The sequence below is a fragment of the Streptomyces spinoverrucosus genome (genome assembly GCF_006539505.1).
Lineage (GTDB): Bacteria > Actinomycetota > Actinomycetes > Streptomycetales > Streptomycetaceae > Streptomyces > Streptomyces spinoverrucosus.
This window is the reverse complement of the sequence record NZ_BJND01000092.1, coordinates 1-20,722: the sequence shown is the minus strand read 5'-3', so window position 1 is coordinate 20,722 and position 20,722 is coordinate 1. Positions and strand designations below refer to the sequence as shown.

The 20,722-nt window shown below is 71.0% G+C and carries 20 protein-coding genes; 12 read left to right on the top strand and 8 right to left on the bottom strand.

What is annotated here, in order from left to right; translation table 11 throughout:
- The first annotated feature begins 124 nt into the window (after positions 1 to 124).
- Genes SSP24_RS38790 through SSP24_RS38770 form a run of 5 tightly spaced genes read left to right on the top strand, consistent with a single transcriptional unit; the run spans position 125 to position 5,657 of the window.
- Positions 125 to 745: a hypothetical protein gene (locus SSP24_RS38790; RefSeq protein ID WP_141315380.1), complete on the top strand. Its 621-nt coding sequence runs from the start codon at positions 125 to 127 to the stop codon at positions 743 to 745.
- Between the two features lie 5 nt (positions 746 to 750).
- Positions 751 to 1,437 (top strand): ABC transporter ATP-binding protein, encoded by a 687-nt coding sequence (locus tag SSP24_RS38785; protein WP_167529828.1) that lies wholly within the window; start codon positions 751 to 753, stop codon positions 1,435 to 1,437.
- Positions 1,424 to 2,248, top strand: coding sequence for an ABC transporter ATP-binding protein (locus SSP24_RS38780; protein WP_229865240.1), 825 nt, complete (start codon positions 1,424 to 1,426; stop codon positions 2,246 to 2,248). The genes SSP24_RS38785 and SSP24_RS38780 overlap by 14 nt, the downstream gene beginning before the upstream one ends.
- Positions 2,245 to 4,896 carry an FtsX-like permease family protein gene (locus tag SSP24_RS38775; protein WP_141315378.1) on the top strand — a complete coding sequence of 884 codons (2,652 nt, stop codon included), beginning with the start codon at positions 2,245 to 2,247 and terminating at the stop codon, positions 4,894 to 4,896. Before SSP24_RS38780 ends, SSP24_RS38775 begins: the two co-directional genes overlap by 4 nt.
- Before the next feature lie 29 nt (positions 4,897 to 4,925).
- Complete coding sequence (locus SSP24_RS38770; protein WP_141315376.1) at positions 4,926 to 5,657, top strand: response regulator transcription factor; 732 nt, start codon at positions 4,926 to 4,928, stop codon at positions 5,655 to 5,657.
- A gap of 15 nt (positions 5,658 to 5,672) precedes the next feature.
- Here SSP24_RS38770 and SSP24_RS38765 read toward each other — a convergent pair whose 3' ends face one another.
- Positions 5,673 to 6,131 carry a lysylphosphatidylglycerol synthase domain-containing protein gene (locus SSP24_RS38765; RefSeq protein WP_373866247.1) on the bottom strand — a complete coding sequence of 153 codons (459 nt, stop codon included), beginning with the start codon at positions 6,129 to 6,131 and terminating at the stop codon, positions 5,673 to 5,675.
- 126 nt (positions 6,132 to 6,257) lie between these two features.
- Here SSP24_RS38765 and SSP24_RS38760 point away from each other — a divergent pair, with 126 nt between their 5' ends.
- Positions 6,258 to 6,566, top strand: coding sequence for a BlaI/MecI/CopY family transcriptional regulator (locus SSP24_RS38760; protein WP_141315372.1), 309 nt, complete (start codon positions 6,258 to 6,260; stop codon positions 6,564 to 6,566).
- A gap of 443 nt (positions 6,567 to 7,009) precedes the next feature.
- Here the strand turns inward: SSP24_RS38760 and SSP24_RS38755 are convergent, their stop codons facing one another.
- Positions 7,010 to 7,240: a hypothetical protein gene (locus tag SSP24_RS38755; protein ID WP_141315370.1), complete on the bottom strand. Its 231-nt coding sequence runs from the start codon at positions 7,238 to 7,240 to the stop codon at positions 7,010 to 7,012.
- A 744-nt stretch (positions 7,241 to 7,984) separates the two neighbouring features.
- Positions 7,985 to 10,108: a SpoIIE family protein phosphatase gene (locus SSP24_RS38750; protein ID WP_141315368.1), complete on the bottom strand. Its 2,124-nt coding sequence runs from the start codon at positions 10,106 to 10,108 to the stop codon at positions 7,985 to 7,987.
- A gap of 1,080 nt (positions 10,109 to 11,188) precedes the next feature.
- On the opposite strand from SSP24_RS38750, the gene SSP24_RS38745 reads away from it, so the two are divergent.
- From SSP24_RS38745 to SSP24_RS38725, 5 genes are all read left to right on the top strand, one after another.
- Positions 11,189 to 12,208: a serine/threonine-protein kinase gene (locus SSP24_RS38745; RefSeq protein ID WP_229865241.1), complete on the top strand. Its 1,020-nt coding sequence runs from the start codon at positions 11,189 to 11,191 to the stop codon at positions 12,206 to 12,208.
- Positions 12,209 to 13,264: 1,056 nt separating this feature from the next.
- On the top strand, positions 13,265 to 13,903 hold the full coding sequence (locus SSP24_RS38735; protein ID WP_141315366.1) for a PASTA domain-containing protein: 639 nt from the start codon (positions 13,265 to 13,267) through the stop codon (positions 13,901 to 13,903).
- 238 nt (positions 13,904 to 14,141) lie between these two features.
- The gene (locus SSP24_RS43230; RefSeq protein ID WP_167529826.1) at positions 14,142 to 14,282 is read left to right on the top strand and encodes a hypothetical protein; all 141 of its coding nucleotides are present in this window, start codon (positions 14,142 to 14,144) and stop codon (positions 14,280 to 14,282) included.
- Positions 14,283 to 14,386: 104 nt separating this feature from the next.
- Positions 14,387 to 14,656, top strand: a complete 270-nt coding sequence (locus SSP24_RS38730) for a hypothetical protein (RefSeq protein WP_141315364.1) — start codon at positions 14,387 to 14,389, stop codon at positions 14,654 to 14,656.
- Between the two features lie 164 nt (positions 14,657 to 14,820).
- Complete coding sequence (locus SSP24_RS38725) at positions 14,821 to 15,444, top strand: restriction endonuclease (RefSeq protein WP_229865243.1); 624 nt, start codon at positions 14,821 to 14,823, stop codon at positions 15,442 to 15,444.
- 15 nt (positions 15,445 to 15,459) lie between these two features.
- Here SSP24_RS38725 and SSP24_RS38720 read toward each other — a convergent pair whose 3' ends face one another.
- The 3 genes from SSP24_RS38720 to SSP24_RS45435 form a co-directional block, all read right to left on the bottom strand.
- Positions 15,460 to 16,344, bottom strand: coding sequence for a hypothetical protein (locus tag SSP24_RS38720; protein WP_141315362.1), 885 nt, complete (start codon positions 16,342 to 16,344; stop codon positions 15,460 to 15,462).
- Between the two features lie 30 nt (positions 16,345 to 16,374).
- On the bottom strand, positions 16,375 to 16,995 hold the full coding sequence (locus tag SSP24_RS38715; RefSeq protein ID WP_167529829.1) for an RNA polymerase sigma factor: 621 nt from the start codon (positions 16,993 to 16,995) through the stop codon (positions 16,375 to 16,377).
- A 367-nt stretch (positions 16,996 to 17,362) separates the two neighbouring features.
- On the bottom strand, positions 17,363 to 17,449 hold the full coding sequence (locus SSP24_RS45435; RefSeq protein WP_373306703.1) for an HNH endonuclease: 87 nt from the start codon (positions 17,447 to 17,449) through the stop codon (positions 17,363 to 17,365).
- On the opposite strand from SSP24_RS45435, the gene SSP24_RS44605 reads away from it, so the two are divergent.
- Positions 17,417 to 18,073, top strand: coding sequence for a hypothetical protein (locus SSP24_RS44605; RefSeq protein ID WP_229865247.1), 657 nt, complete (start codon positions 17,417 to 17,419; stop codon positions 18,071 to 18,073). The two genes, SSP24_RS45435 and SSP24_RS44605, sit on opposite strands and share 33 nt — an antisense overlap.
- Before the next feature lie 353 nt (positions 18,074 to 18,426).
- Here SSP24_RS44605 and SSP24_RS45025 read toward each other — a convergent pair whose 3' ends face one another.
- Positions 18,427 to 19,713, bottom strand: a complete 1,287-nt coding sequence (locus tag SSP24_RS45025; RefSeq protein WP_280527093.1) for a serine/threonine-protein kinase — start codon at positions 19,711 to 19,713, stop codon at positions 18,427 to 18,429.
- 365 nt (positions 19,714 to 20,078) lie between these two features.
- A partial coding sequence (locus SSP24_RS38690) for an SMI1/KNR4 family protein (protein WP_141315356.1) occupies positions 20,079 to 20,722 on the bottom strand: 644 nt, incomplete at its 5' end.

The window sequence follows — 20,722 nt, the reverse complement described above, 5'->3', positions numbered from 1 at the left end:
GCCGCCTGCCTTTGCCGTCGTCTAACCCTCGCCGAGCGGGGCGTTAACCGGCCCCTTCCTAGCGTCGGTGGCATGACAGCCCGGTCATGCGGAGAGTGCCGGGCGTTCCCAGGAAGGCAGTGGCATGCCACACGTACGTACCTTCGGCGTCGTCGGGCTGGTGCTCGCGGCGGTGGTGACAGCCGGATGCTCCGGGTCGTCGGGCAGCGGTTCCGGATCCGGTTCCGGCTCCGCGTCTGCCAGCCCCGCCGCCGGCGCCGCCGCGCCCACCGAGTCGAACCCGGCCGGTGACATCCCGGACAACCAGGCATACGTCGCCTACCAGCCCCCCGGTGGCGGCTTCACCGTGAAGGTGCCCGAGGGCTGGGCCCGCACCAGCCAGGGCGGCACCACCGTCTTCACGGACAAGCTGAACCGCGTCCAGATCACCGCCTCCTCCGCCGCCACGGCACCCACGGTCGGCTCGGTCACCAACCAGGTCGTTCCCCAGCTGCGCGGGCACGTGCCGAAATTCAGCAGCGCCAAGGTGTCTCAGGTGACCCGGCACGCGGGGCCTGCCGTCCTGCTGACCTACCAGGGCGACTCCGCCCCGGATCCGGTCACCGGCAAGGTCGTGCGCGACGCGTTCGAGCGGTACGCCTTCCACCGGCAGGGCCGCGAGGTGGATCTGACTCTGTCCGGTCCCGCGAACGCCGACAACGTGGACCCCTGGCGCATCGTCAGCGACTCCTTCGCGTGGCGGTGACCGCCATGACCACGCGGTCGTACGACGACGCCCTCACCGCCCGGGAGCTGTACCGCTTCTTCCGGGCGGGCGAGGAGGAGACGCTCGCGCTGCGCGGGGTGTCCCTGCGCGTCGAGCGTGGCGAGACGGTCGCCGTCGTCGGGCCGTCCGGGGCGGGCAAGTCCACTCTGCTGTCCTGCCTGGCCGGTCTCGACGAGCCCTCGGGCGGCGAGGTGCGCGTGGGCGGCGTACGCATCAGCCATCGGCCGGAGACCGAACGGGCCCGGCTGCGGGCCAGGCACATCGGCGTCCTGCTCCAGACCCGCAACCTGCTCGCCCACCTCAGCGTGCGCGACAACATCCGCCTGGCGCACGGCGCCGTACGCGGCCGCCCGCACACGGCCGCCGAGGACCTGCTGGACCAAGTGGGGCTCACGGGACGGGCGCACGCGCTGCCCCGGGAACTGTCCGGCGGGGAGCTGGCGCGGGCCGGTCTGGCCGTCGCCGCCGCCAATTCCCCCGAGGTCCTGCTGGCCGACGAACCGACCGGCGAGTTGGACGGCGGCACGGAGCGCCTGATCCTCCGGATGCTGCGCGAGCGCGCCGCCCTGGGCTGCGCCGTGCTGATCGTCACGCACAGCGCCGAGGCCGTCCGGGTCGCGGACCGGGTGATCGCCCTGGACGACGGGAGGGTTCGCGATGCCGAGGGATGACATGACCGCCGGCGACGCCACCGCCACTGACGCGGCCGTCCGGAACGGCACCAGGCCCGCGCCGCCCACGGACGAGGTGCTGGTCGCCTGCCAGGACGCCGCCCTGACCTTCGGTCGCGGCCAGCACGCGGTCGTCGCGGTGCACGGCGCGACCCTGCGGGTGCGGGCCGGGGACCGGCTGGCGATCGTCGGCTCCTCGGGATCGGGCAAGACCTCGCTGCTGCACCTGCTGGCCGGGCTGGAACAGCCCACGAGCGGCACCGTGGCCTGGCCCGCCCTGGCCGGTCCGCGCGACACCGGGCTCGTCTTCCAGAGCGACAGCCTGATCCCCGCCCTCGACGTCGTCGAGAACACCGCCCTGCCGCTGGTCCTCGCCGGCGTGCCCGAGGCCGACGCGCGCGACGCCGCCACCGCTGCCCTCGCCCTGGTGGACGCCGCCCACCTGGCCGAGCGGCTGCCGGAGGAGATCTCGGGCGGTCAGGCGCAGCGCGTCGCCGCCGCCCGCGTCCTGGCCCAGGCCCCCCGCCTGATCCTTGCCGACGAACCCACCGGCCGGCTCGACCACACCACCGGCGGCCGCGTACTGGACGCCCTGCTGACGGCGGCCGACCGCACGCGCGCGGCCCTCGTCGTCACCACGCACGACCCGGCGGTCGCCGGGCGCCTCGCCACGCGGCTGACCATGCGCGACGGCCGGCTGCTCACCGCAGAAGGAGCGGAAGGAACAGAAGGAGCAGAAGGAGCCGAGAACACCGCAGCAGCCGCGGCGACACAAGAGACAGCGACACAAGAGACGGAGGAGACGTCATGAACGCCTCATGGGCGGGTGGCCTCGCCCGCCACCGCATCGGACGGCTGTGCGCGGCCATGGCCGGGATCGCCCTGGCCGTCGCCCTCATCGCCGCGCTCGGTTCGTTCCTCACCGCGTCGAAGGCGACCATGACACAGCGCGCCATCCGCTCGGTCGCCGTGGACTGGCAGGTGGAGGTCCAGCCCCGCGCCGATCCGTCAGCGGTGCTGTCCCTCGTACGGAAGGCCCCCGGCACCCGGGCGGCCGTCCCCGTCGGCTTCGCTCACAGCAGTGCGTTCACGGCTACCTCGAAGGGCAGCAGTCAGACAACCGGCCCCGGGATGGTCCTCGGCCTCCCCGACGGTTACCGGCGCCTGTTCCCCGGCGAGATCCGCCCGCTGACCGGCCGCCCCGACGGGGTGCTGCTGGCCCAGCAGACCGCCTCCAACCTGCACGCCTCACCCGGCGACACCATCGGCATCCGGCTCCCCGGGTCCGCCGTACGCCTGGTCCGCGTGGACGGCGTCGTCGAACTGCCGCAAGCCGACTCGCTGTTCCAGAAGGTCGGTGCCCCCAGCCAGTCCCAGCCGTCCGCCCCACCCGACAACGTGGTGCTGCTCCCCGCCGACACGTTCGCCTCCCTGGCCGGGCACGCGTCCGGCGCCGCCGTCACCACCCAGATCCACACCGCACGCGAGGCACGTCTGCCCGCCGACCCCGCCGCCGCGTTCACCGCGGTGACCCGCGCGTCCCACAACCTGGAGGTGCGCGCCTCGGGCGGCGCGCTCGTCGGGAACAACCTGGGCGCGGTGCTCGACTCCGCCCGCCAGGACGCGCTGTACGCGCAGATTCTGTTCCTCTTCCTCGGTGTGCCGGGCGCGTTGCTGGCCGCCGCGCTGACCGCCGCGGTGGCCTCCGCGGGTGGTGAACGCCGCCGCCAGGAGCAGGGGTTGCTGCGGCTGCGCGGGCTGCGGCCCCGCCGGATCGCCTTCCTGGCGGGCCTGGAAGCCATGCTGGTGGGTGTCGCCGGCTCCCTGGCCGGCCTCGGCATCGCGGCGCTGACGGGACGTATCGCCTTCGGGTCGGCCTCGTTCGGAACGGCCGCGGGCGCGTGGATCGCCTGGTACGCCCTGGCCTTCGCCCTCGGAGTCGCCGTGGCCGCGGGCGCCGTCCTCGTCCCCGCGCTGCGCGACCTGCGCCGGGTCACGGTCGCCGACACCCGCAGAACGGACGCACGGGCGCCGCGCGGTGCCTGGTGGATGCGCTGCGGCCTGGACTTCCTGCTGCTGATCGGCTCCTGGCTGGTGTTCCGCGCCTCGTCCGGAAACCAGTACGCCCTCGTCCTGGCCCCCGAAGGCGTGCCGAGCATCTCCGTGTCGTACTGGGCCTTCCTCGGCCCCGCCCTGCTGTGGGCCGGCGCCGCCCTGTTGCTGTGGCGTCTGACGCTGCTCGCCCTCACCCACGGCCGCCGCGTGCTGGCCCGGCTGTCCCGTCCGCTCGCGTCGAACATGGCGGGCACGACGGCCGCCGTCCTCGCCCGCCGTCGGCGTGCCCTGGCCCGTTCGGTGGTGCTGCTCGCCCTCGCGGTGTCGTTCGCCGTGTCCACCGCGACCTTCAACTCCACGTATCAGCAGCAGGCCGAGGTCGACGCCCGCCTGACCAACGGCGCCGACGTCACCGTCACCGAGCCCCCCGGGGCCGGCACACCGCCCGCCGCCGCGGCCTCGCTCAAGGTCTCCGGTGTCCGCCATGTCGAGCCGCTCCAGCACCGCTTCGCCTACGTCGGATCCGACCTCCAGGACCTCTATGGCGTGCGCCCGGACACGATCGCCTCCGCCACCTCCCTGCAGGACGCGTACTTCGCCGGAGGCACCGCCCGCGACCTGCTGCACCGGCTCGCACAGCGACCCGACGCGCTGCTCGTCAGCGCGGAGACCGTCAGCGACTTCCAGCTCTCCCCCGGCGACACCGTCAAGCTCCGCATCCAGGACAGCCGCACCAAGGCCCTGCGCACGGTGCCTTTCCACTACGCCGGAATCGTCAAGGAGTTCCCGACCGCGCCGAAGGACAGCTTCTTCGTCGCCAACGCCTCCTACATCGCGAAGGCGACCGGAAGCGACGCGGTCGGCGCGTTCCTCGTCGACACCGGCGGCAGCCACCAGAAGGACGTCGCCGCAACGCTGCGCCACCGCATCGGCACCGGCGCCACCGTCACCGACCTCACCCAGACCCGCGGGACCGTCGGCACCAGCCTGACCTCCGTCGACCTGGCCGGGCTGACCCGCATCGAGCTCGCCTTCGCGGTGCTCCTGGCCGCCGGAGCGGGTGGACTCGTGCTCGGCCTCGGTCTCGCCGAACGCCGCCGAACCTTCGCCATCGCCACCGTCCTCGGCGCCACACGACGCCAGTTGCGCGGCATGGTCCTCACGGAGGCGATCCTGCTGACCGCGGGCGGGCTGGCCGGCGGCGCCCTCATCGGCTGGGTGCTGTCGGAGATGCTGGTCAAGGTCCTGACCGGCGTGTTCGACCCACCTCCGGCCGCCCTGGCCGTCCCCAACACCTATCTGACGCTCACCGCCTCCACCGCCGTAGCCGCCGTGCTGGCCGCGGCACTGAACGGAATACGCCGCGCCGCCCGGCCCGCCGTCGAGGAACTCCGCGACCTGTGACCGCCCCACCAGCCTCTACGCTGCCCACCATGCGCACGCCCGCCACACCGGACCGCAACCGGTTCCGCGTCCTCGTCGTCGAGGACGACGACACCATCGGCCGCCACCTGGAAACCGGACTGCGCGGCAACGACTACGCAGCCACCTGGAGCCGCACCGGCACCGGCGCCCTCGCCGCCTTCGCGCACGCCGGGTACGACGTGCTGCTGCTGGACCTGGGTCTGCCCGACATGGACGGCCTCGACGTGGCCCGCACCCTGCGGGCCCGCCACCCCGACCTGCTGATCATCATCCTCACGGCCCGCACCGACGACATCGACGTCATCGCCGGACTGGACGCCGGAGCCGACGACTACCTCGTCAAACCCTTCACCCTCACCGTGCTCCTGGCCCGGCTCCGCGCCCACCTGCGCCGCCGGGCCACCGCGGCTCCTCCCCAGGAACCGATCCGGTGCGGCGACCTCGTCGTCGACGTCACGGCCCGCCGCTGCCTGCTCCACGACAGGGAAATCCCGCTCCGCCCCAAGGAGTTCGAGCTGCTGGCCGTCCTCGCCCGGCACACGGGCGCGGCCGTGTCCCGCGAGACGCTCATGGCCGAGGTCTGGGACGAGAACTGGTTCGGCTCCACCAAGACCCTCGACGTCACCATGGTCGGGCTCCGCCGCCGCCTCACCGACGCGGCCGACGCGTCCTCCAGCCCTTCACGGCTGCCGCGGATCACCACGCTGCGCGGACACGGATACCGCCTCGAACACGACTGACAGGGCCGTGGCGCATCACAGCACCGCGCGGCGCACCAGCACTCCCAGCGTCACCAGCCCCGGAACCAGCGGCAGCCACACGGTCAGCAGCCGGTAACCCAGCACCACCGAGGCCGCCGCGCCTCCGGGCGCGCCGGCCAGGGTGAGGGCGAAGGCCAGTGCCGCGTCCAGGGAGCCCAGTCCGCCGGGGGTCGGCAACAGGACGGCCGCGCTGCTCGCGGCCAGGTACGCCAGCGCCACCCGGGCCGGCGGCAGCGGCAGGTCCAGGGCCTGTGTCGTCGCCATCACCACGGCCGCGTGCAGGGAGGCGAAGGCCAGCGAGCCGCCCCACAACGCGGCTGCCCGCCGGGACTTCGTGCACGGCACGCACATCCGCCAGCACCGTCCGGACCGCGCGCCGCAGCGGACGGGACAGCAGCACGACGGCGACCACGACTGCCGTGACAGCCACCGCCCACGCCGCGGCGGAGACATGGGGGAGGATGAGTACGCCGGGACAGGCCAGGCCAGCACGGCGATCAAGGCGCCCCGTACCACCGCCCCGGCGGTCGCCTTGACCGCGAGCGCGCTCGCCGAGGCGGTGAGCGGCAGCCCGCCTCCCTGTGGGCCACCGACCGGGCGCTCACCCCCGCCGAGATCCAGGCGGAGATCGGCGCCGATCTCGCCTACAACACCGTGCACACCATCCTCAAGCGCCTGCACGACAAGGGACTGGTCCTGCGCGCCGCCGACGGCCGGCGCGGCGCCTACCGGCCCGCCAAGAATGCCGCCGAACTCACCGCCGAGGCCATGCACGAGGCCCTCGACCAGGGCCCCGATCCGATCGTCACCCTCCAGCATTTTGTCACCGGCCTGAGCCCCGAGGAGGAGCGGGCCCTACGTGAGTTGCTGGGTGGGGACGGTCCATGAGGACTGCCGGGAGCGGCCCAAAAGGACTGACGTCCACGTCCTCTCTCGCCCTGTCGCTGCTGCTCGCCGCGAGACAATCACGGTCAACCGGTTGCTCCCCAGGCCCGGCCCATAAGGTCGCGGCGCATCCGCTCCTGATCGGGGCAAGGACCACTCAAGGCGTGTCGCCCGTCACCAACGTCCCCGAACAGCACGCCTGGACGGGCACTGAGACGTGCAGCGACGGAGAGGCGCGTCGTTCGCCGGGACCCTCGATATGCGGGCGACGGCCGTCCCCCTCGCCGGTGCTGCTGTGACCAGCGGAGACGCCGTCCTCAGGTTCGGTACGGGCAACAGCCGCTCAGCAGCGGGCGGCATGGACCGCGCTTCGGGCTTGCGGATTCCGCCAGTCCGAACGGCGTTGGGCCGGGACCGGACATGCGTTCTCTGGGCGTGCTTCTGGCTCAGCGGAGGCCGTCGGTTCCGTCCGCGCGCTCGAACCGCTCCAGCTCACCGGCGTCATCGATGACCGCCACCAGGTCGGCGCCGGCCAGCCGTGCGCGCGGGATGCCCGTCTCCGCGACGAGTCGGCCTACGGGCACGCGCTCCGGATTTTCGGCCCCGCGGTGCTCGGTCGTCAGCTCCGCGTCGTCGCCGATCAGAAGCAGGACCCTGGCCTTGATCCGCTCGCTCACCTGCTCATTCCTTTCGGGAGGGCTGTCAGGCCGGGATCGTATGGTCGATCAAACGGGAACCTCCAAGCCCCGCCGAGCACGTCAAGGAGTTCCGGCCGAACACCCCGAACACACCGGGTCGCCGGTCCACGTTGGGCAGGGGCGAGTCTGGGCTGCACCAACGGCTGTACGAGCGCGGTCCACCACGTCGGACAGTCGCTTGTGACGATCTGGCTCTGGTGCTGTGCCGGCCCGCCGGGATTGGTTCGGACGCGGCTGACACAGCGGACGGCACGTCGGCGACCTCCCTCTCGTGTGCAGGCGCAGACCCGTCACGGGGGGAACGAGCCTGCCCCTGCACGTCGGAGCCCCCTGCCCCTCCACAGAGGGCGGGCTCCATGACCCTCGTGATGGGATCACTTTCAACAGCGCATCGTGGTACCGATGTGTCACACGGGACCACTCTGGCGCCGGGGTCGGCGGCGAGGCCCGCGCCGCGCCGGCCGTCCGGCATTGGAGGATGCTCGGGTAGGAGCAGCGGATTTATCCGCAGGGGACCACACATACCGATGATCAAGGAATGGCCCCCACCGCTCGGGCCCCACAAAGGGCTGGACGCTGTTTCCGTCGAGGCGCAGCCGTCCGTCAAGTCTGCTGCCCGACGACCAAGCTGCGGCGCACAGCTTCGGCCGCAGCGCGCCTGCCGTAAGGACGACGGCCGCGGCGTGGACACCCTGGCTCCAGTGGCCTCGAGGCTGAGCCTGGCTAGTGGCGACGGTGGGGACGGTCCGCTGAGCCCCCCAAGGGGCGTGCGCGGGCGACCAGCAGGGCGACGTCGTCGTGGTTGTCAGGGTGCCGGAGGTTGTGAAGGAGCCGGTCGCAGAGTTCTTCCAAGGGGGCGTCGGGTGTGTCGAGGAGGTTCAGGAGGGTGTGGAGGCGTTCGTCGATGGGGTGGTGGCGGGTTTCGACGAGCCCGTCGGTGTACAGGACCAGCTGGTCGCCGGGGCCGAAGCCGAGGGTGGTGGTTTCGAAGGGGATGCCGCCGACGCCGAGGGGCGTGCCGGTGGGCAGCTCGAGCAGTCGGGGGTGTTGGCCGCTGGGGACGAGGGCGGGTGGTAGGTGGCCGGCGTTGGCGATGTGGCACTCGGCGCGGTGGGGGTCGTAGGCGGCGTACAGGCAGGTGGCGATGTACTGCTCCAGCCCGGAGGTGATCGCGTCGAGGTGTTCGAGGATCTGGGCGGGGTCGAGGTCGAGGCGAGCGAAGGCGGTGGTGGCGGTGCGCAGGCGGCCCATGGTGGCCGCCGCTTCGATGCCGCTGCCCATGACATCGCCCACGACGAGAGCTGTCTTGTCGCCGCCGAGGGGGAGGACGTCGTACCAGTCGCCGCCGATCTCGTAGGCGGCCTGGGCGGGCAGGTAGCGGGAGGCCACCTGCAAGCCGGGAAGGTCGGGCGGGTGCTCGGGGAGCAGGCTGCGCTGCAGGGTCTCGGCGGCGGTACGCACGCTCTGGTGCGTGCGGGCGTTGTCGATGCACACTGCGGCGCGGAAGGCCAGTTCGGCGGCGATGGCGAGGTCGTCCTCGTCGAAGGGCCGCGGGTCACGGGCGCGGGCGAGGCCCAGGAAGCCGAGGACGGTGCCGCGGGCGGTGAGTGGGACGGCCATGTAGGAGTGCACTCCGGCGCGGGCCAGCAGGGTGGCGGCGCGGTCGTCGCGGGCGATGCGCGACAGGTCGTTGCCGTCGGCGTGGCGGATCAGGATGGGACGGCCGGTGCGCACGCACTCGGTGGCCAGGCGGTCGGCGTCATAGGTGGCGATGCGGCCGGGCGGGTCGGCGGCGTGAACTGCGTCGGTGGGGTAGGCGGCCTTCACCGCCAGCGCCCGGAAGACCGCGGGACCCTCTCGGGTGGCGGGACGGTGTTCGTCCAGGACGGAGTCGAGGACGTCGACGGCGACCAGGTCGGCGAAGTCGGGAACGGTGACCTCGGCCAGCTCCCGGGCGGTCTGATCGACCTCCAGGGTGGTGCCGATACGCGCGGAACCTTCGGCGATCAGGGCCAGGCGCCGCCGCGTGTCGGTGGCCTCCACCGCCGCCTGGTAGCGCTCGGTGACTTCCACCACGATGTCGGCCACCCCGAGAACGCGCCCCTGAGGGTCCTCCAGGCGGTACATCGAGATCGACCAGGCGCGCTTGTGCCCCGGGTCGGCCGGGGTGTGGCCGACGATGGTGGCCTGGTCGACCAAGGGGATTCCGGTGGCAAGGACCTGCCGCATCGCGGCTTCGGCCACCTCGAACTTCGAGTCCTTCATGATGTCGCGGTAGTGGCGGCCGAGGTGCTCGGTCGCCGGGATGCCGTGCATGCGCTCCAGGGCGGGGTTGACGGCCACGTACTTGAGGTCGGTGTCGAGGATCGCGATCCCGACGGGGGACTGGGCAATGAGCCGGGTGGACAGGGCGACGTCGCGCTCCAGCTCGCGCAGTTTGGGGGAGTCGGTGCCCAGCCCGAGGGCGTAGAAGTCGCCACGGTCGTCCAGCAGCCGCATGTTGCGCAGTTCCACCAGCCGCGTGCTGCCGTCCTTGCACCGGATGGGGAACGTGCCTGCCCAGCTCTGGCCGGTCTCCATGACCTCGGCGAACTTCTTGACCACCCAGTCCCAGTGCTCTTCGTGGACCAGCAGCCGCGCGGCGTACTGCCCGAGCGCCTCCTGGGCGGTGTAGCCGTACAGCTCCTCCGCCTGCGGACTCCACAGGACCACTCGTCCCTCGGCGTCCAGCAGCACCGCCGCCACACCGAGGAGATCCATCAGCCCGCTCGGCTGCGATGCCTCACCCTCCGGCGGGCGGGCGTCCGCCCGGCCGATGCCAGGAGGAGGCCGTTCGGCTTCGCTCATCGCAGGCACTCCTTCCGCCGGCCGGCGCTACGTGGACGAACCGTCGGCCTGGCTGGAGCGGGCCTGTCTGTATCTGCAGGCGCTTCGGCTTCCATGGTCCCGCGGACCACCGGACAACACACCCCCTCCTCACCGTGCTGCTCGGAAGGGACGATGGTGGGCTGGGCAACAGCTGTTGGGCATCCTGCCTGTGGTCGCCCGGCACGACACGAAGTGCGCCCTCGACGACGGGCTATTCGAAGGCGATCCCGTCCGTCTCGAGTCAGTGCCGCGGGTTTCCTGATCGCGCCCACTGCCACCGGCGGCACCGGTGGCCAGGACTCGGGAACGGCGCAAGGCGATCACCGCGTCGACCACGACTTCGCCGCCAGAGGTCTGCTTGCCCTGCTGTGCTTCGGCTGACCGCGCCGAGCTCCGTCTCTCGACCTGGCTGTGCCGGCCGGGCTTGTCGATGCCGCCCGATGGAAGGGGCGGGCTGCTGCGCTGAGCCACACCCTGGCCGTGCTCGCGCAGCCGTATGCGCGGCATCCCGGCTACCGGCAGGAGTAGCCTCCCCGATGAGAAGGGGGCGCTGACATCGGGCTCGCCGGGAGGGCGACAGCCCAGCCACGCCGTCGGCAACGGCAGCCCGGGCGCCACTGCCACGTGGGACACCCGGGCTGCCGGATGCGCGGGAGCGAGCCGGCACGGGGGGAACCAGCCGTTCCTGCGGTCGGGGTCCGCGTACCTCCCCATGAGACCGGGCGCCTGGACCCTCATGATCGGGTCACTATTCCCAGCGCACTGCGCGCCTGAGGTGTCACTGGCAGTGGGAGATGGTTACGCGTCCAGCACCCTTGTGAAGAGCGAAATTCGAGGCCGTCACGGCTTAGCCGCGAATCATGCACGCCTCCTGGAACTCCGGTGGGACCTCCCCACGGCGGCCAGGCAAGCAACGGGCCCACCCCCGCCCCGGACAGCTCCCGTTGCGGGGCCGGTACGCTGGGGCGCCTGCGGCACCCCCACCTTTTATCCGCGTCCTCGCGGTGAGTTCTGGCCTGCGGCGATCGAGACGTTTTTGGGCATGAGGATGAGACACAGGTGCTGATAGCGGGCCGGTACCGGCTGCGGGACGCCATCGGGCGGGGCGCGATGGGGGAGGTGTGGCGGGGCTTCGACGAGACGCTCGGCCGACCGGTGGCCGTGAAGCTTCTGCTACCCCAGGGCTCCGACCCCACCGCCGCCTCCCGCTTCCGGCTGGAGGCGCAGACCGCCGGCCGCCTCAGCCACCCGCATGTGGTCGGCGTCCTCGACTTCGGCGAGTACGAGGGCCGCCTGTTCCTGGTGATGGAACTGGTCGACGGCGACAGCCTCGCCCGGGTGCTCGCCGCCTCCGGTCCGCTGCCCGCCGAGCGGGTGGCCCGTATCGCCGCCGAGGCCGCCGCGGGGCTCGGCGCCGCGCATCGGCCGGGCATCATCCATCGCGACATCAAGCCCGCCAACCTGCTGCTGGACGCCGACGGCGCCCTGAAGATCGGTGACTTCGGCATCGCCCGCTTCCTCGACGACCCCGGCGCCGCGCTGACCGCCGCCGGGCAGATCGTCGGCACCAGCCTCTACCTCGCGCCCGAACGCGCCCTGGGCCGCACCGCCGGTCCGGCCTCCGACGTGTACTCCCTGGGCTGCGTGCTCTATCAACTTCTCACCGGCCGTCCGCCGTTCCAGGCCGATGCCGCGCTCGCGGTGCTTCATCAGCACCTCGACGCCGCTCCGGTCCCGCCCCGGCAGCTCGGCGCCGATCTCCCGCCCGCCTTCGAGAGCTATCTGCTCGGCCTGCTGGCCAAGGAGCCCGAGGACCGGCCCACGGCCGAGGAGGTGGCCGACTGGTTCGGGCGCGGAGCCTGGCGCGGGCGGCGGAGCCACTGCCGAGTGAACACCAGGAGCACAGCCGCCCGGGCGGGCCGCCCGTCACCGGTACGGCGGCCGCCCCGGCGGCCACTGCTCCCACCACCCCCGCAGGGGGCGCCTTCGTCCCGGTGGCGGACACAGAGTGGAAGACGAGCGTGCACCGGTCAGTGCCCCGCCGCTCGCGCCTGCCATTCCCTGGCCGTTCCCGGCTGATGGCCGTGCTGGGCGGCGCCGCCCTGTTCACCGTGGCGCTGCTCGTCGGCATGGCGTGGTTCTCGTCCGGCACCGGCTCGGCGCAGAGTCCGCAGACCGAGCCATCCACGAGCACGAGCCCCACCATGTCCCCCTCCGCGCCCGCCACGTCACCCCCTCGACGCCGTACGGCACCTCCTCCTCACCCTCGCCGTCACTCTCCTCATCCCCGGCGCAACGCGCCGATCAGAAGACGGAGAAGACGACCGACCCCAAGCCGAGTCCCAAGAAGGCCGATAAGCACGGAGGCAAGGGCAAGCACTGACCGGAGTCTGGCCTCCCCGAACGGGCCTGCTTCGCCGTTCCGCCCCCGGCCTGGTCGGCGCTGCGAAACACCGCTCGGCGACACGGTCGTGGACGCAGGGTGGATCCATGCGGCAGTGAGCTGTATGCCGACCGCTGCAAGGTGCATGGTGGTGCCGTGGACAGGCGTCCTCCCGTGGTGGTGCTGCCACCCGCGTCGGACGGCGGGCGACGGGTGACGATCAACGGCGAGCGCATGGGACCGCGTACAACCTGTTCGACGTGCTCGACTTCCTGCACCAGGCGGGCCTGCCCGCCGAGGACACCGCCGTCGACGACCCCGAACTGATCGAGTGGCGCGGCGGCGGACCGTACGACTGGAACAGCACACCCTGACGACTGCCTCAGCCGATGCTGGCTTCTCCAGTCTCTAACGGCCCCGGAGGACAAGTGGAGCCACGAACCGCTGTCAGGGCCGCGATGCCGAACAGCGGGCCCGTGCAGGTCAGCCCCTCAGGTTGCTGGCGACGGGCAGGCCCCTGGCGGCGGCAAACCCGGCCCATAATCCGTGTCCAGGTGAGGTGGTTGACGGCCGAGGCGCGGAAGAGCGCCGCGACGAGGATGCGGCCGATGAGTACCCGGTGAGCACGCAGCGACCGGCCAGCGGGCTACGGTGAAAACTGAATAATTGCCATATAGGCGACACGTACGCCTCGCGAATCCCGCAGATCACGCCGGCTGGCCCCTCGCCAACGCACGAACCCTGGGGGGATCATGCACACTCGCGTACGCATCACACTCGCCGCGGCCTGCGTCGCCGCGCTGGCCAGCCTCAGCGCCTGTGGCGGCAACGGCACCACCACTGACGACGAGCCGACGGGAACTCCGGACACGACGACCAGCGTCCCCGCCGACAAGCCCGTGCCAACGCCTGAGTCCGCATCTCTGCCGGACATGATCGGCAAAGGGCTGCAGTCCGCGCAGGACCAGGCCCAAGACGCAGGCGTCTACAACCTGACCTCACACGATGCCCTCGGTCGCGGAAGAGAGCAGTTCGACGACCGCAACTGGAAAGTCTGCTTCCAGACTCCAGATCCCGGTCAGCACCCCGCTAACACCAAGGTCGACTTCGCCACCGTCAAACTCGAAGAGACCTGCCCCGCCACCGACCAGGGCACCGAGACCGAGACGGCCGGAGCGACGATGCCCGACTTCAAGGGCAAGTCCGTCAAGGTCGCTCGCGAGGCCCTCCCTTCCAACGCCAGCATCGTCGTCAACGACGCCTCCGGCGAAGGCCGCGTCATCGTCATCGAGTCCAACTGGAAGGTCTGCTCCCAGGAACCCGCTGCCGGCACCAAGCTCGAAGGCCAGCCGGTGACGCTTAACGCCGTGAAGTTCGAAGAGTCCTGCTGACACCCGCCCCCGATGAACGCCCGGGCGCCATGCCACGGTTGGGCGCCCGGGCCGGAAGGGGTGCTGCACCGCCAGGATCGCCTCCGCTGCTCGGTCGCGCATCCGCACGACAAGCCGTCACCCAACTGGCGTACGCGCTTGCGGGCACCGGCGTGCGGCGTACCCCCATTCGGCCGCACGCTGAGCATGACCCGGTTGCCACCGAGCAGCAGCTGTGGCTGCTCTGCGGGGAGGCGTCGTGATCGTCATGGCTCTGCTCGTCCCGGTGATGCTGTTCCTCATGCTGCTCGCGCTGGCTGCACTGGAAGACATCATGTTCCCGCCGCCACAACCGCCCCGCCCAGACCCGGAGATCCCCGAACAGCCCGTGCCCGACTGAGCCCCGCGCCCAGGTCTCACACGCCCACCCCTGGCAATGTGACCGACTCGGGTGCATGATCCCTTCACCCCCCCACGCAACGCCATGCGCACAAAGGGGGCTATATGAGTCTGAAGCGGCACGTACAGACCCGGGCCACGGTGATACGCGCCGGGGACACCACAACCTTCGTATCCCTCGAAGATTGGTACGGCGGTCAGATCCTGGCCCCGGTGGACACCCAGATCATTGAGGCGGCTGCCGGGAAGCCGCGCCACCAGCTACCCCACACCCAACTGTCGGTGATGGCACAGCTCACCGCCCATTCCGCCGAGGAACTCGACCTACAGAGCTGGGAGCCCTGCCAGGATGTCGATCGGAGCCAGGCAGCGTGACCGGGGCTGACCCGTACAGAGTTGGGCGCCCGGGGTGACCTATGTGTTTTGCCGTCACAGGCAGGCGCGTTGACTTCGCTACGTCACGGATCGGACACACGGTCTACCCGCAGCGTTCACACCCCTGCATGATCCCCCTGGCATCAGCAAGCCCAGGGGAGATCTTGAGCGCGCCCGCATCCCGAAGAGACCTGCAGTCGGAGGATTCCTGCCTCATCGGCTGCGCCTACGCCATCGGCGCCCTCGGCGCAGTGAGCATGACCGCGATAATGGCGGCCGACGGACTCGGAGCGGCGGCCCTACTGCCCCTGTTCCTGTTCGCCGGTGGCCTTGTCGTGCACTCCAGGTACCGCATCCGCCGGGCAGCCGAACGACGACGGCTCCAGGAGATCCAGTCCACCGAGATCGCCCGGTATCACGCGATGAATCCGCGCGAGTTCGAGCAAGCCATCGCCTTTCTCTGCGAGCGCGACGGCTGTATGGACGCCCGGGTCGTCGGCGGGGCGGGAGACCTTGGCGCCGACGTCGTCGCCACCGCGCCCGACGGCCGGCGCATCGTGATCCAGTGCGAACGGTACGGGCCCACGACCAAGGTCGGCAGCCCGGACCTCCAGCGGTTCGGGGGCACTTGCTTCAGCATCCATGGCGCGCAGATCGCCGCGGTCGTCACCACCTCGGTGTTTACCCGACCGGCCATCAACTACGGTACGCAGCACGGAATCCGGCTGTTCGACAACACGGCCCTCGCTGCCTGGGCGACTCGAACCGGCCCAGCACCGTGGATGTGAGCAGGGGCAGACCCGTCACGGGGGGAACGAGACTGCCCCTGCACTTGGGAGCCCGCTGCCCCCTCCACAGAGGGCGGGCTCCTCGACCCTCATGATCGGGTCGCTTCCTACAGCGCACTGCGGCTCCGGTGTGTCACATGTGACGGCCGCGCAAGGAACGCTAGGGGGCCGCATGGAGGCAGTCGGCGTGGCGGTCTTCTCGGACTCGGCTTTCTCGGGTTTCTGGGCCTTGCCCTGCGTGTCTCCTGCCGTCTGCGCCAACTGCTCGGCGCAGTACGCGGCGACGTTCCTCTCGCCGCCTGCGGCCTCGACGAGCTGCTGCCAGACCGTCGCGTCCAGCTCCTTGCCCCGGCCCTGGACCTTCTCGTAGGCGCGGCAGTGGGCCCCGGTGTCCTGGGCGGGGGCCGGTTGGGTCGGCGCGGCGGAGATGCTGGGCGTGCGGGAGGCGGCCGGAGACGCCCCCGGGCCGGCCCAGTCTGAGGCGTCGACCGACGGCCGCGCCGGCCGCCGGTCCCCGTGGTCGTCGTCCGACGACTGGACGACGCTCATCGCCGCCACCGCGACGCCGCTCAGCGCGATGCTGGCGAGGGACAGTGATACGGAGGCTCGCACTGAGCGCCACGCCTGCCGCTGCTCCCGGGGCCGCCAGTCGTCCCGGCGCCGGGTCCGCGCCTGGTGGGCCCCGGCGTCCCGGGCGGCCCGGAACGCGGCCACGGCCCGCTGCTCACCCTCGCTGTCGGCACCAGCCTCGGGCAGCGCGGCGAGCAGCGCCTCCAGTGCGGCGCCCTCCATGCCGGACACGGCAACGCCGGGGTGCACGTGCCGACGGCCGGGGGTACCGCCGTCGCTGTGCCGGTCACCCATGCCCGCATCCAGCCCGTTCACCATGTCCGCATTCATGTCCTGTACGGCGGTCGGCCGCCGTGCCGTTCATGTCGATTCCCCCAGCGTCCAGTGAGCCTCGTGCGTCACACCTCGGCCGCCGAGCTGGCGCGCGAGGCGTTTCAGCCCGCGGTGCGCGGCTGTGCGCGCCGTCCGGGGCCGCTTGCCGAGGACGCGCGCGGCGGCGGGGCCGTCGAGGCCGACGACGACGCGCAGCAGCACGGCCTCGGCCTGATCGCGCGGGAGCCCGCGGACCAGCTGAAGGGCGTACTCGGTGGAGGGGGGCTCCAGAGCCTGGCCGTGGGTGGGGCGCGGGAGGGGCAGGTCCCGTGCGTCCTGTTCGAGCGGCGTCGGCCGGGGCCGTACCTTCTGTCGGCGCAGGTGGTCCAGCGCCTGGTGCCGGGCGATGGCCGCCGTCCAGCCGCGGAAGCCCGGCCCATCGCCCTTGAACCGCCCGAGGTCGCGGGCGATCTCCTGCCAGGCGTGGGCCGCCACGTCCTCGGCGTCGTCCCCGACCAGCCCACGGAGATAGCCGAGCAGTCCGGGCTGCACGAGCCGGTACGCGACCGCGAAGGCGGCCTCGTCGCCCTCCTGGGCCCGCGCGACGGCAGCGCCCAATTCCCCGTCGTAAGCCTGCACGCTGCGGGGCCCCCTTCGTGCCGAGTGCATGGCGAGCCTTGACGAACCCGCACCGCGGGGCACGACAGGCTTGTTGCCCATGCCCCCCACGATCATCAGCGGCAGTTCTCACAGAAGTGTCACAGCAACTCAGACGCCCCGCTGCCGGCGCGTCGCATTTCGTCAGCACATGACGGCACAGGGCGGACCGCGCGGTCGCTGTGGAGGCGATTACCGTCTGGTGGGTATCTCGGCCTTCTTCTCGGCGACCTTCTTGCCGGGGCGGCACGGGCCGTGTTCTGAGCGAGGGTAGGAGTCGGCGAGAGATCCTACGTGGCGGTTTCGGTCGGCGTGATACCGGCGTACGAAGCGTTGTCGGCCGGTAATGCGGTGCGCTGAATCGCCGGTAGCCTTCTGGTTAAGGCAACGTCAGGCCGGCTCCCTTGCGGCGGTTACATGACCCGCACAACAATTGAAGATTTTCGACCTCGCTGGAACCGCCCATGGCCACTGGAATAATGTAGTCGAACTGCAATTCCGAAGTAGCGCCACACACTCGGCAACGACCTTGATCGCGTATCCACACGAGTTGTTTGACGTCGTCCGGTATGTGCCCGCGCTCGCGGATGCGAGGCTCTTCACCCATGGCAACCATGGCTCGCGCCCGGTCAATGCGCTGACGTTCCCGCTGGTGCCTAGTGAGCAGCAAGGCATGGACATCGTCGCCGTCCATGTCGTCATTCGTCCAATAGAACCTGTCTTCGAATCACCAGTACCAATGGTCGCCTGTGAAGATCATGAGGATCGGTTCATGTCGTTGCAGCTGCTCTTGTTTGAGATACGTCTCTTCACTGACGACGCCGCCGGGATACTCCTCGCGCCCGATCCGGAGCCACGCCCGGCCCATGGAGGGCGGGGCTTCCTTGCTGATTCGGAGCAGCCACGCCAGGGTCTTGGAGCCAAGAGCGAATTTCTCGGGTCTGATCGGCTCGAATCTGATGGATACGTTGTTGGCACGGCTCAGCATGATGACTCCGACGCCTGGCGCAACAAGAGAGCGACTTGCTTTTCAAACGTAACCGAGCCGGACCGAGATGACGCAGCCGAATCCATTCATGCCATAGGGTGAAAGCGCCTGTGGGAAAGCCCTGGACGACGCCCGCGCCGCACACGGTCAGGACGGAACCATCCGCTCGGTGCTTGCCGACAACGAGACACGAAGCCTACGAAGAGGCCGAAGGAGACGGGGGCGCGGCGACCGCTGCAGCGCCGACGATCCCCGCCAGGAACTTGTCGACCTTGTACCCAAGGCGCGTTCCTCCCGCTGATGCGGGAGGAACGCCGGGGACGATGCTGAGGTACTTCGGCCCATCACCCGCGTTCCCCGAACCGGGCGGATGATGCCGGCCCGCACCTGTCTCGCAGACAGGCACTGCCTGTCGGACGCTACGAGAACGGAATCGTCCCCTCACGCGGTGGGGGTCACCGTTGCGGCTTGTGCTTGCCAGGCTTCTTCTTCGTCGGCGTCGAGGGCGGCGAGGGCGTGGTTGCCGCGGTGATGGTCGGCTGTGTCGTGGGGGTGGCCACGGCCGTGGTGTCGTGCGCGGTCGGGGTCGCGGAAGGTAGGGGAGGGGGAGGGGCCGTGGGGGCGGTTTCGGTCTCCTCGGGAGTAGAGGGGGCTGTGGCCGATGTGGTCGCCGGTGGGGAGGGCGACAGGGTAGGGGAGGGGGGCGGGGAGGGGGTGGTGCGCTCGGACGGTCCCCGGGCCTCGTTGGTCAGCGTCGTGCCGATCAGGACCGAGGAGGCGAACAGAGCGACCGCTCCCAGGCCGAGGAGGACGGCGGTGCGCCGTCTGGCGGGTCGTCGTCCCCGGGGCGTCCGCGGTAGCGGGGAGGCGGTGAGCCGGGCGGTGGGTGCCGGGGTGTCCGGTGGCGCGGGCGACGGTACGGGCGGCCGGCTGTCCTGCCAGGCGGTGAACCAGTCGGCGACGCGTTCGGCGGTGGGCCGGTGGCCCGGGTTCTTCGCCAGCAGCCGCAGCAGGTAGTCCTCGACACTGCCCGGCAGCCCGGGCCTCAGCTGCCCGGGCCGGACGGGTACGGCCTCGACGTGCTGGTGGACGACGGCCGCGGCGGTGTCCCCGCCGAACGGCGGTCGGCCGGTGAGCAGTTCGTACAGGACACAGCCCAGGGAGTACACATCCGAGGCGGGCCCGGCCGGGCGCCCCACGGCACGTTCGGGAGCCAGGTAGGTGCTGGTGCCCAGGAGCTGTCCGGTGGCGGTCAGCGCCACCGCCGTCTCGTGAGCGGTCCGGGCCACCCCGAAGTCGGCGATCTTCACGGTGCCGTCCGAGGACAGCAGCAGGTTGGCGGGCTTGATGTCGCGGTGGATGACGCCCTGCCGGTGCGCGGCGGACAGGCCCTCGGCGATCTGCGCCGCGAGGTGGGCGACCCGCTCGGGGGACAGTACGCCATGGGCGGCCAGTTCCCCGGCCAGGCTGCCGCCGTCGACGAACTCCATCACCAGGAAGAGCCGTCCCTCATGGGCGCCGGCGTCGTACAGAGCGACCACGTGGGGATGGCTGAGGCGAGCGGCGATCTCGGCCTCGCGGCGGAAACGCCGCACCGCGGCCTCGTCCGCCTCGGCGGCGAGCAGCTTGACAGCCACGGTCCGGCCCAGCAACTCGTCGGTGGCGCGCCAGACCTCGCCCATGCCGCCTCGGCCGACGGGCCCGTCCAGCCGGTATCGTCCGGCGACCAGCACTCGCACCACGTCCCTGAAACGACATACGCCAGCGGCCACACCGTCCCGCGCAGTGACACAACAGCGGGGCAGTGAACCTGAACCCACTCTCCTCAGCGCACAGGAACTGCCAAGCGTCACAGCCGCATCTCTCGACGACGGCCGGACCGTGACCTCTGACAGGGGCTGAACTCCTGCGGCAATGCGCGTAGCGCGGATCGGTGCAGGCTCCGGTGGCGGCGGCGGCCGGAGTCGCATCAGGCAGGCGTCGCCGTTGAGGACCGTCCGGCATGCACCTGGCTAGGCCAGTATCCGGACCACGCACGGGCCACGAGGACGGTGCTGATCGGCGCGGCTCTGACGTACATGGTGGCCGGCGGCCGCGGTTGAGCGAGCTACCCGTTGTCGACGGGTTCCCAGTGAAGGGCAAGATCTTCCGTCACGTAGGGCAGGTATCCGGTGGCCTTGAAGCCGTGGACACGTGCCGTGGCGATGTGGTCCTGCATGGTCATGGTGCGGTGCTCGAAACCGTTCGCCACATCCGCAAGCATGGCGGCGACGTTCGGCCAGCACGGTCCGGAAAGGGCGCCCTGCTCATGGTTGTATTCAGTGACGCATCCACGCCGTGGTCCGGACCGGAGATCGACGAACAGGTCATCACCGCTGCCATTTCTGGCGATGGGGAGGAAGGCGGGCGAGAACTGCAAAGCCGCTGAACCGGCGGGCTTGCGCAGGTCCTCCTCGGTGAAGCGCGGATCGCCGGTTTCGGCAGCGATCTCCTGCCACAGTCGGTGGCTGCCCAGCGACTCTTCGATGGTGTAGGGCAGATAGGAAGGCGGCAGGAGCTTGCCACTGTCCGGGCGGCTGCGCATGCCGTTGGTTCGGCGCCACCAGGCCGCCAGATCAGAGGGAAGCTCTCCTCCGATCGCGTGTTCCACTGCGGCAATCTCCTCAGCGGTGGCCGGAGGGTTGACACACAGGGCTGTCGCGGGGGCGTGCACCTCCAGCCAGGCGAGGATTCTGTCCCATGCCTCATTGA

Excerpts from the sequence above, each read along its gene's own strand:
- SSP24_RS38735 (WP_141315366.1), top strand. The coding sequence starts at position 13,265 with ATGCACACTCGCGTACGCATCACACTCGCCGCGGCCTGCGTCGCCGCG.
- SSP24_RS38715 (WP_167529829.1), bottom strand. The coding sequence starts at position 16,995 with ATGCACTCGGCACGAAGGGGGCCCCGCAGCGTGCAGGCTTACGACGGG.
- SSP24_RS38730 (WP_141315364.1), top strand. The coding sequence starts at position 14,387 with ATGAGTCTGAAGCGGCACGTACAGACCCGGGCCACGGTGATACGCGCC.
- SSP24_RS38750 (WP_141315368.1), bottom strand. The coding sequence starts at position 10,108 with ATGAGCGAAGCCGAACGGCCTCCTCCTGGCATCGGCCGGGCGGACGCC.
- SSP24_RS38790 (WP_141315380.1), top strand. The coding sequence starts at position 125 with ATGCCACACGTACGTACCTTCGGCGTCGTCGGGCTGGTGCTCGCGGCG.
- SSP24_RS38780 (WP_229865240.1), top strand. The coding sequence starts at position 1,424 with ATGCCGAGGGATGACATGACCGCCGGCGACGCCACCGCCACTGACGCG.
- SSP24_RS38720 (WP_141315362.1), bottom strand. The coding sequence starts at position 16,344 with ATGAATGCGGACATGGTGAACGGGCTGGATGCGGGCATGGGTGACCGG.
- SSP24_RS45435 (WP_373306703.1), bottom strand. The coding sequence starts at position 17,449 with ATGGGCGGTTCCAGCGAGGTCGAAAATCTTCAATTGTTGTGCGGGTCA.
- SSP24_RS38785 (WP_167529828.1), top strand. The coding sequence starts at position 751 with ATGACCACGCGGTCGTACGACGACGCCCTCACCGCCCGGGAGCTGTAC.
- SSP24_RS38765 (WP_373866247.1), bottom strand. The coding sequence starts at position 6,131 with ATGTCTCCGCCGCGGCGTGGGCGGTGGCTGTCACGGCAGTCGTGGTCG.
- SSP24_RS38775 (WP_141315378.1), top strand. The coding sequence starts at position 2,245 with ATGAACGCCTCATGGGCGGGTGGCCTCGCCCGCCACCGCATCGGACGG.
- SSP24_RS38770 (WP_141315376.1), top strand. The coding sequence starts at position 4,926 with ATGCGCACGCCCGCCACACCGGACCGCAACCGGTTCCGCGTCCTCGTC.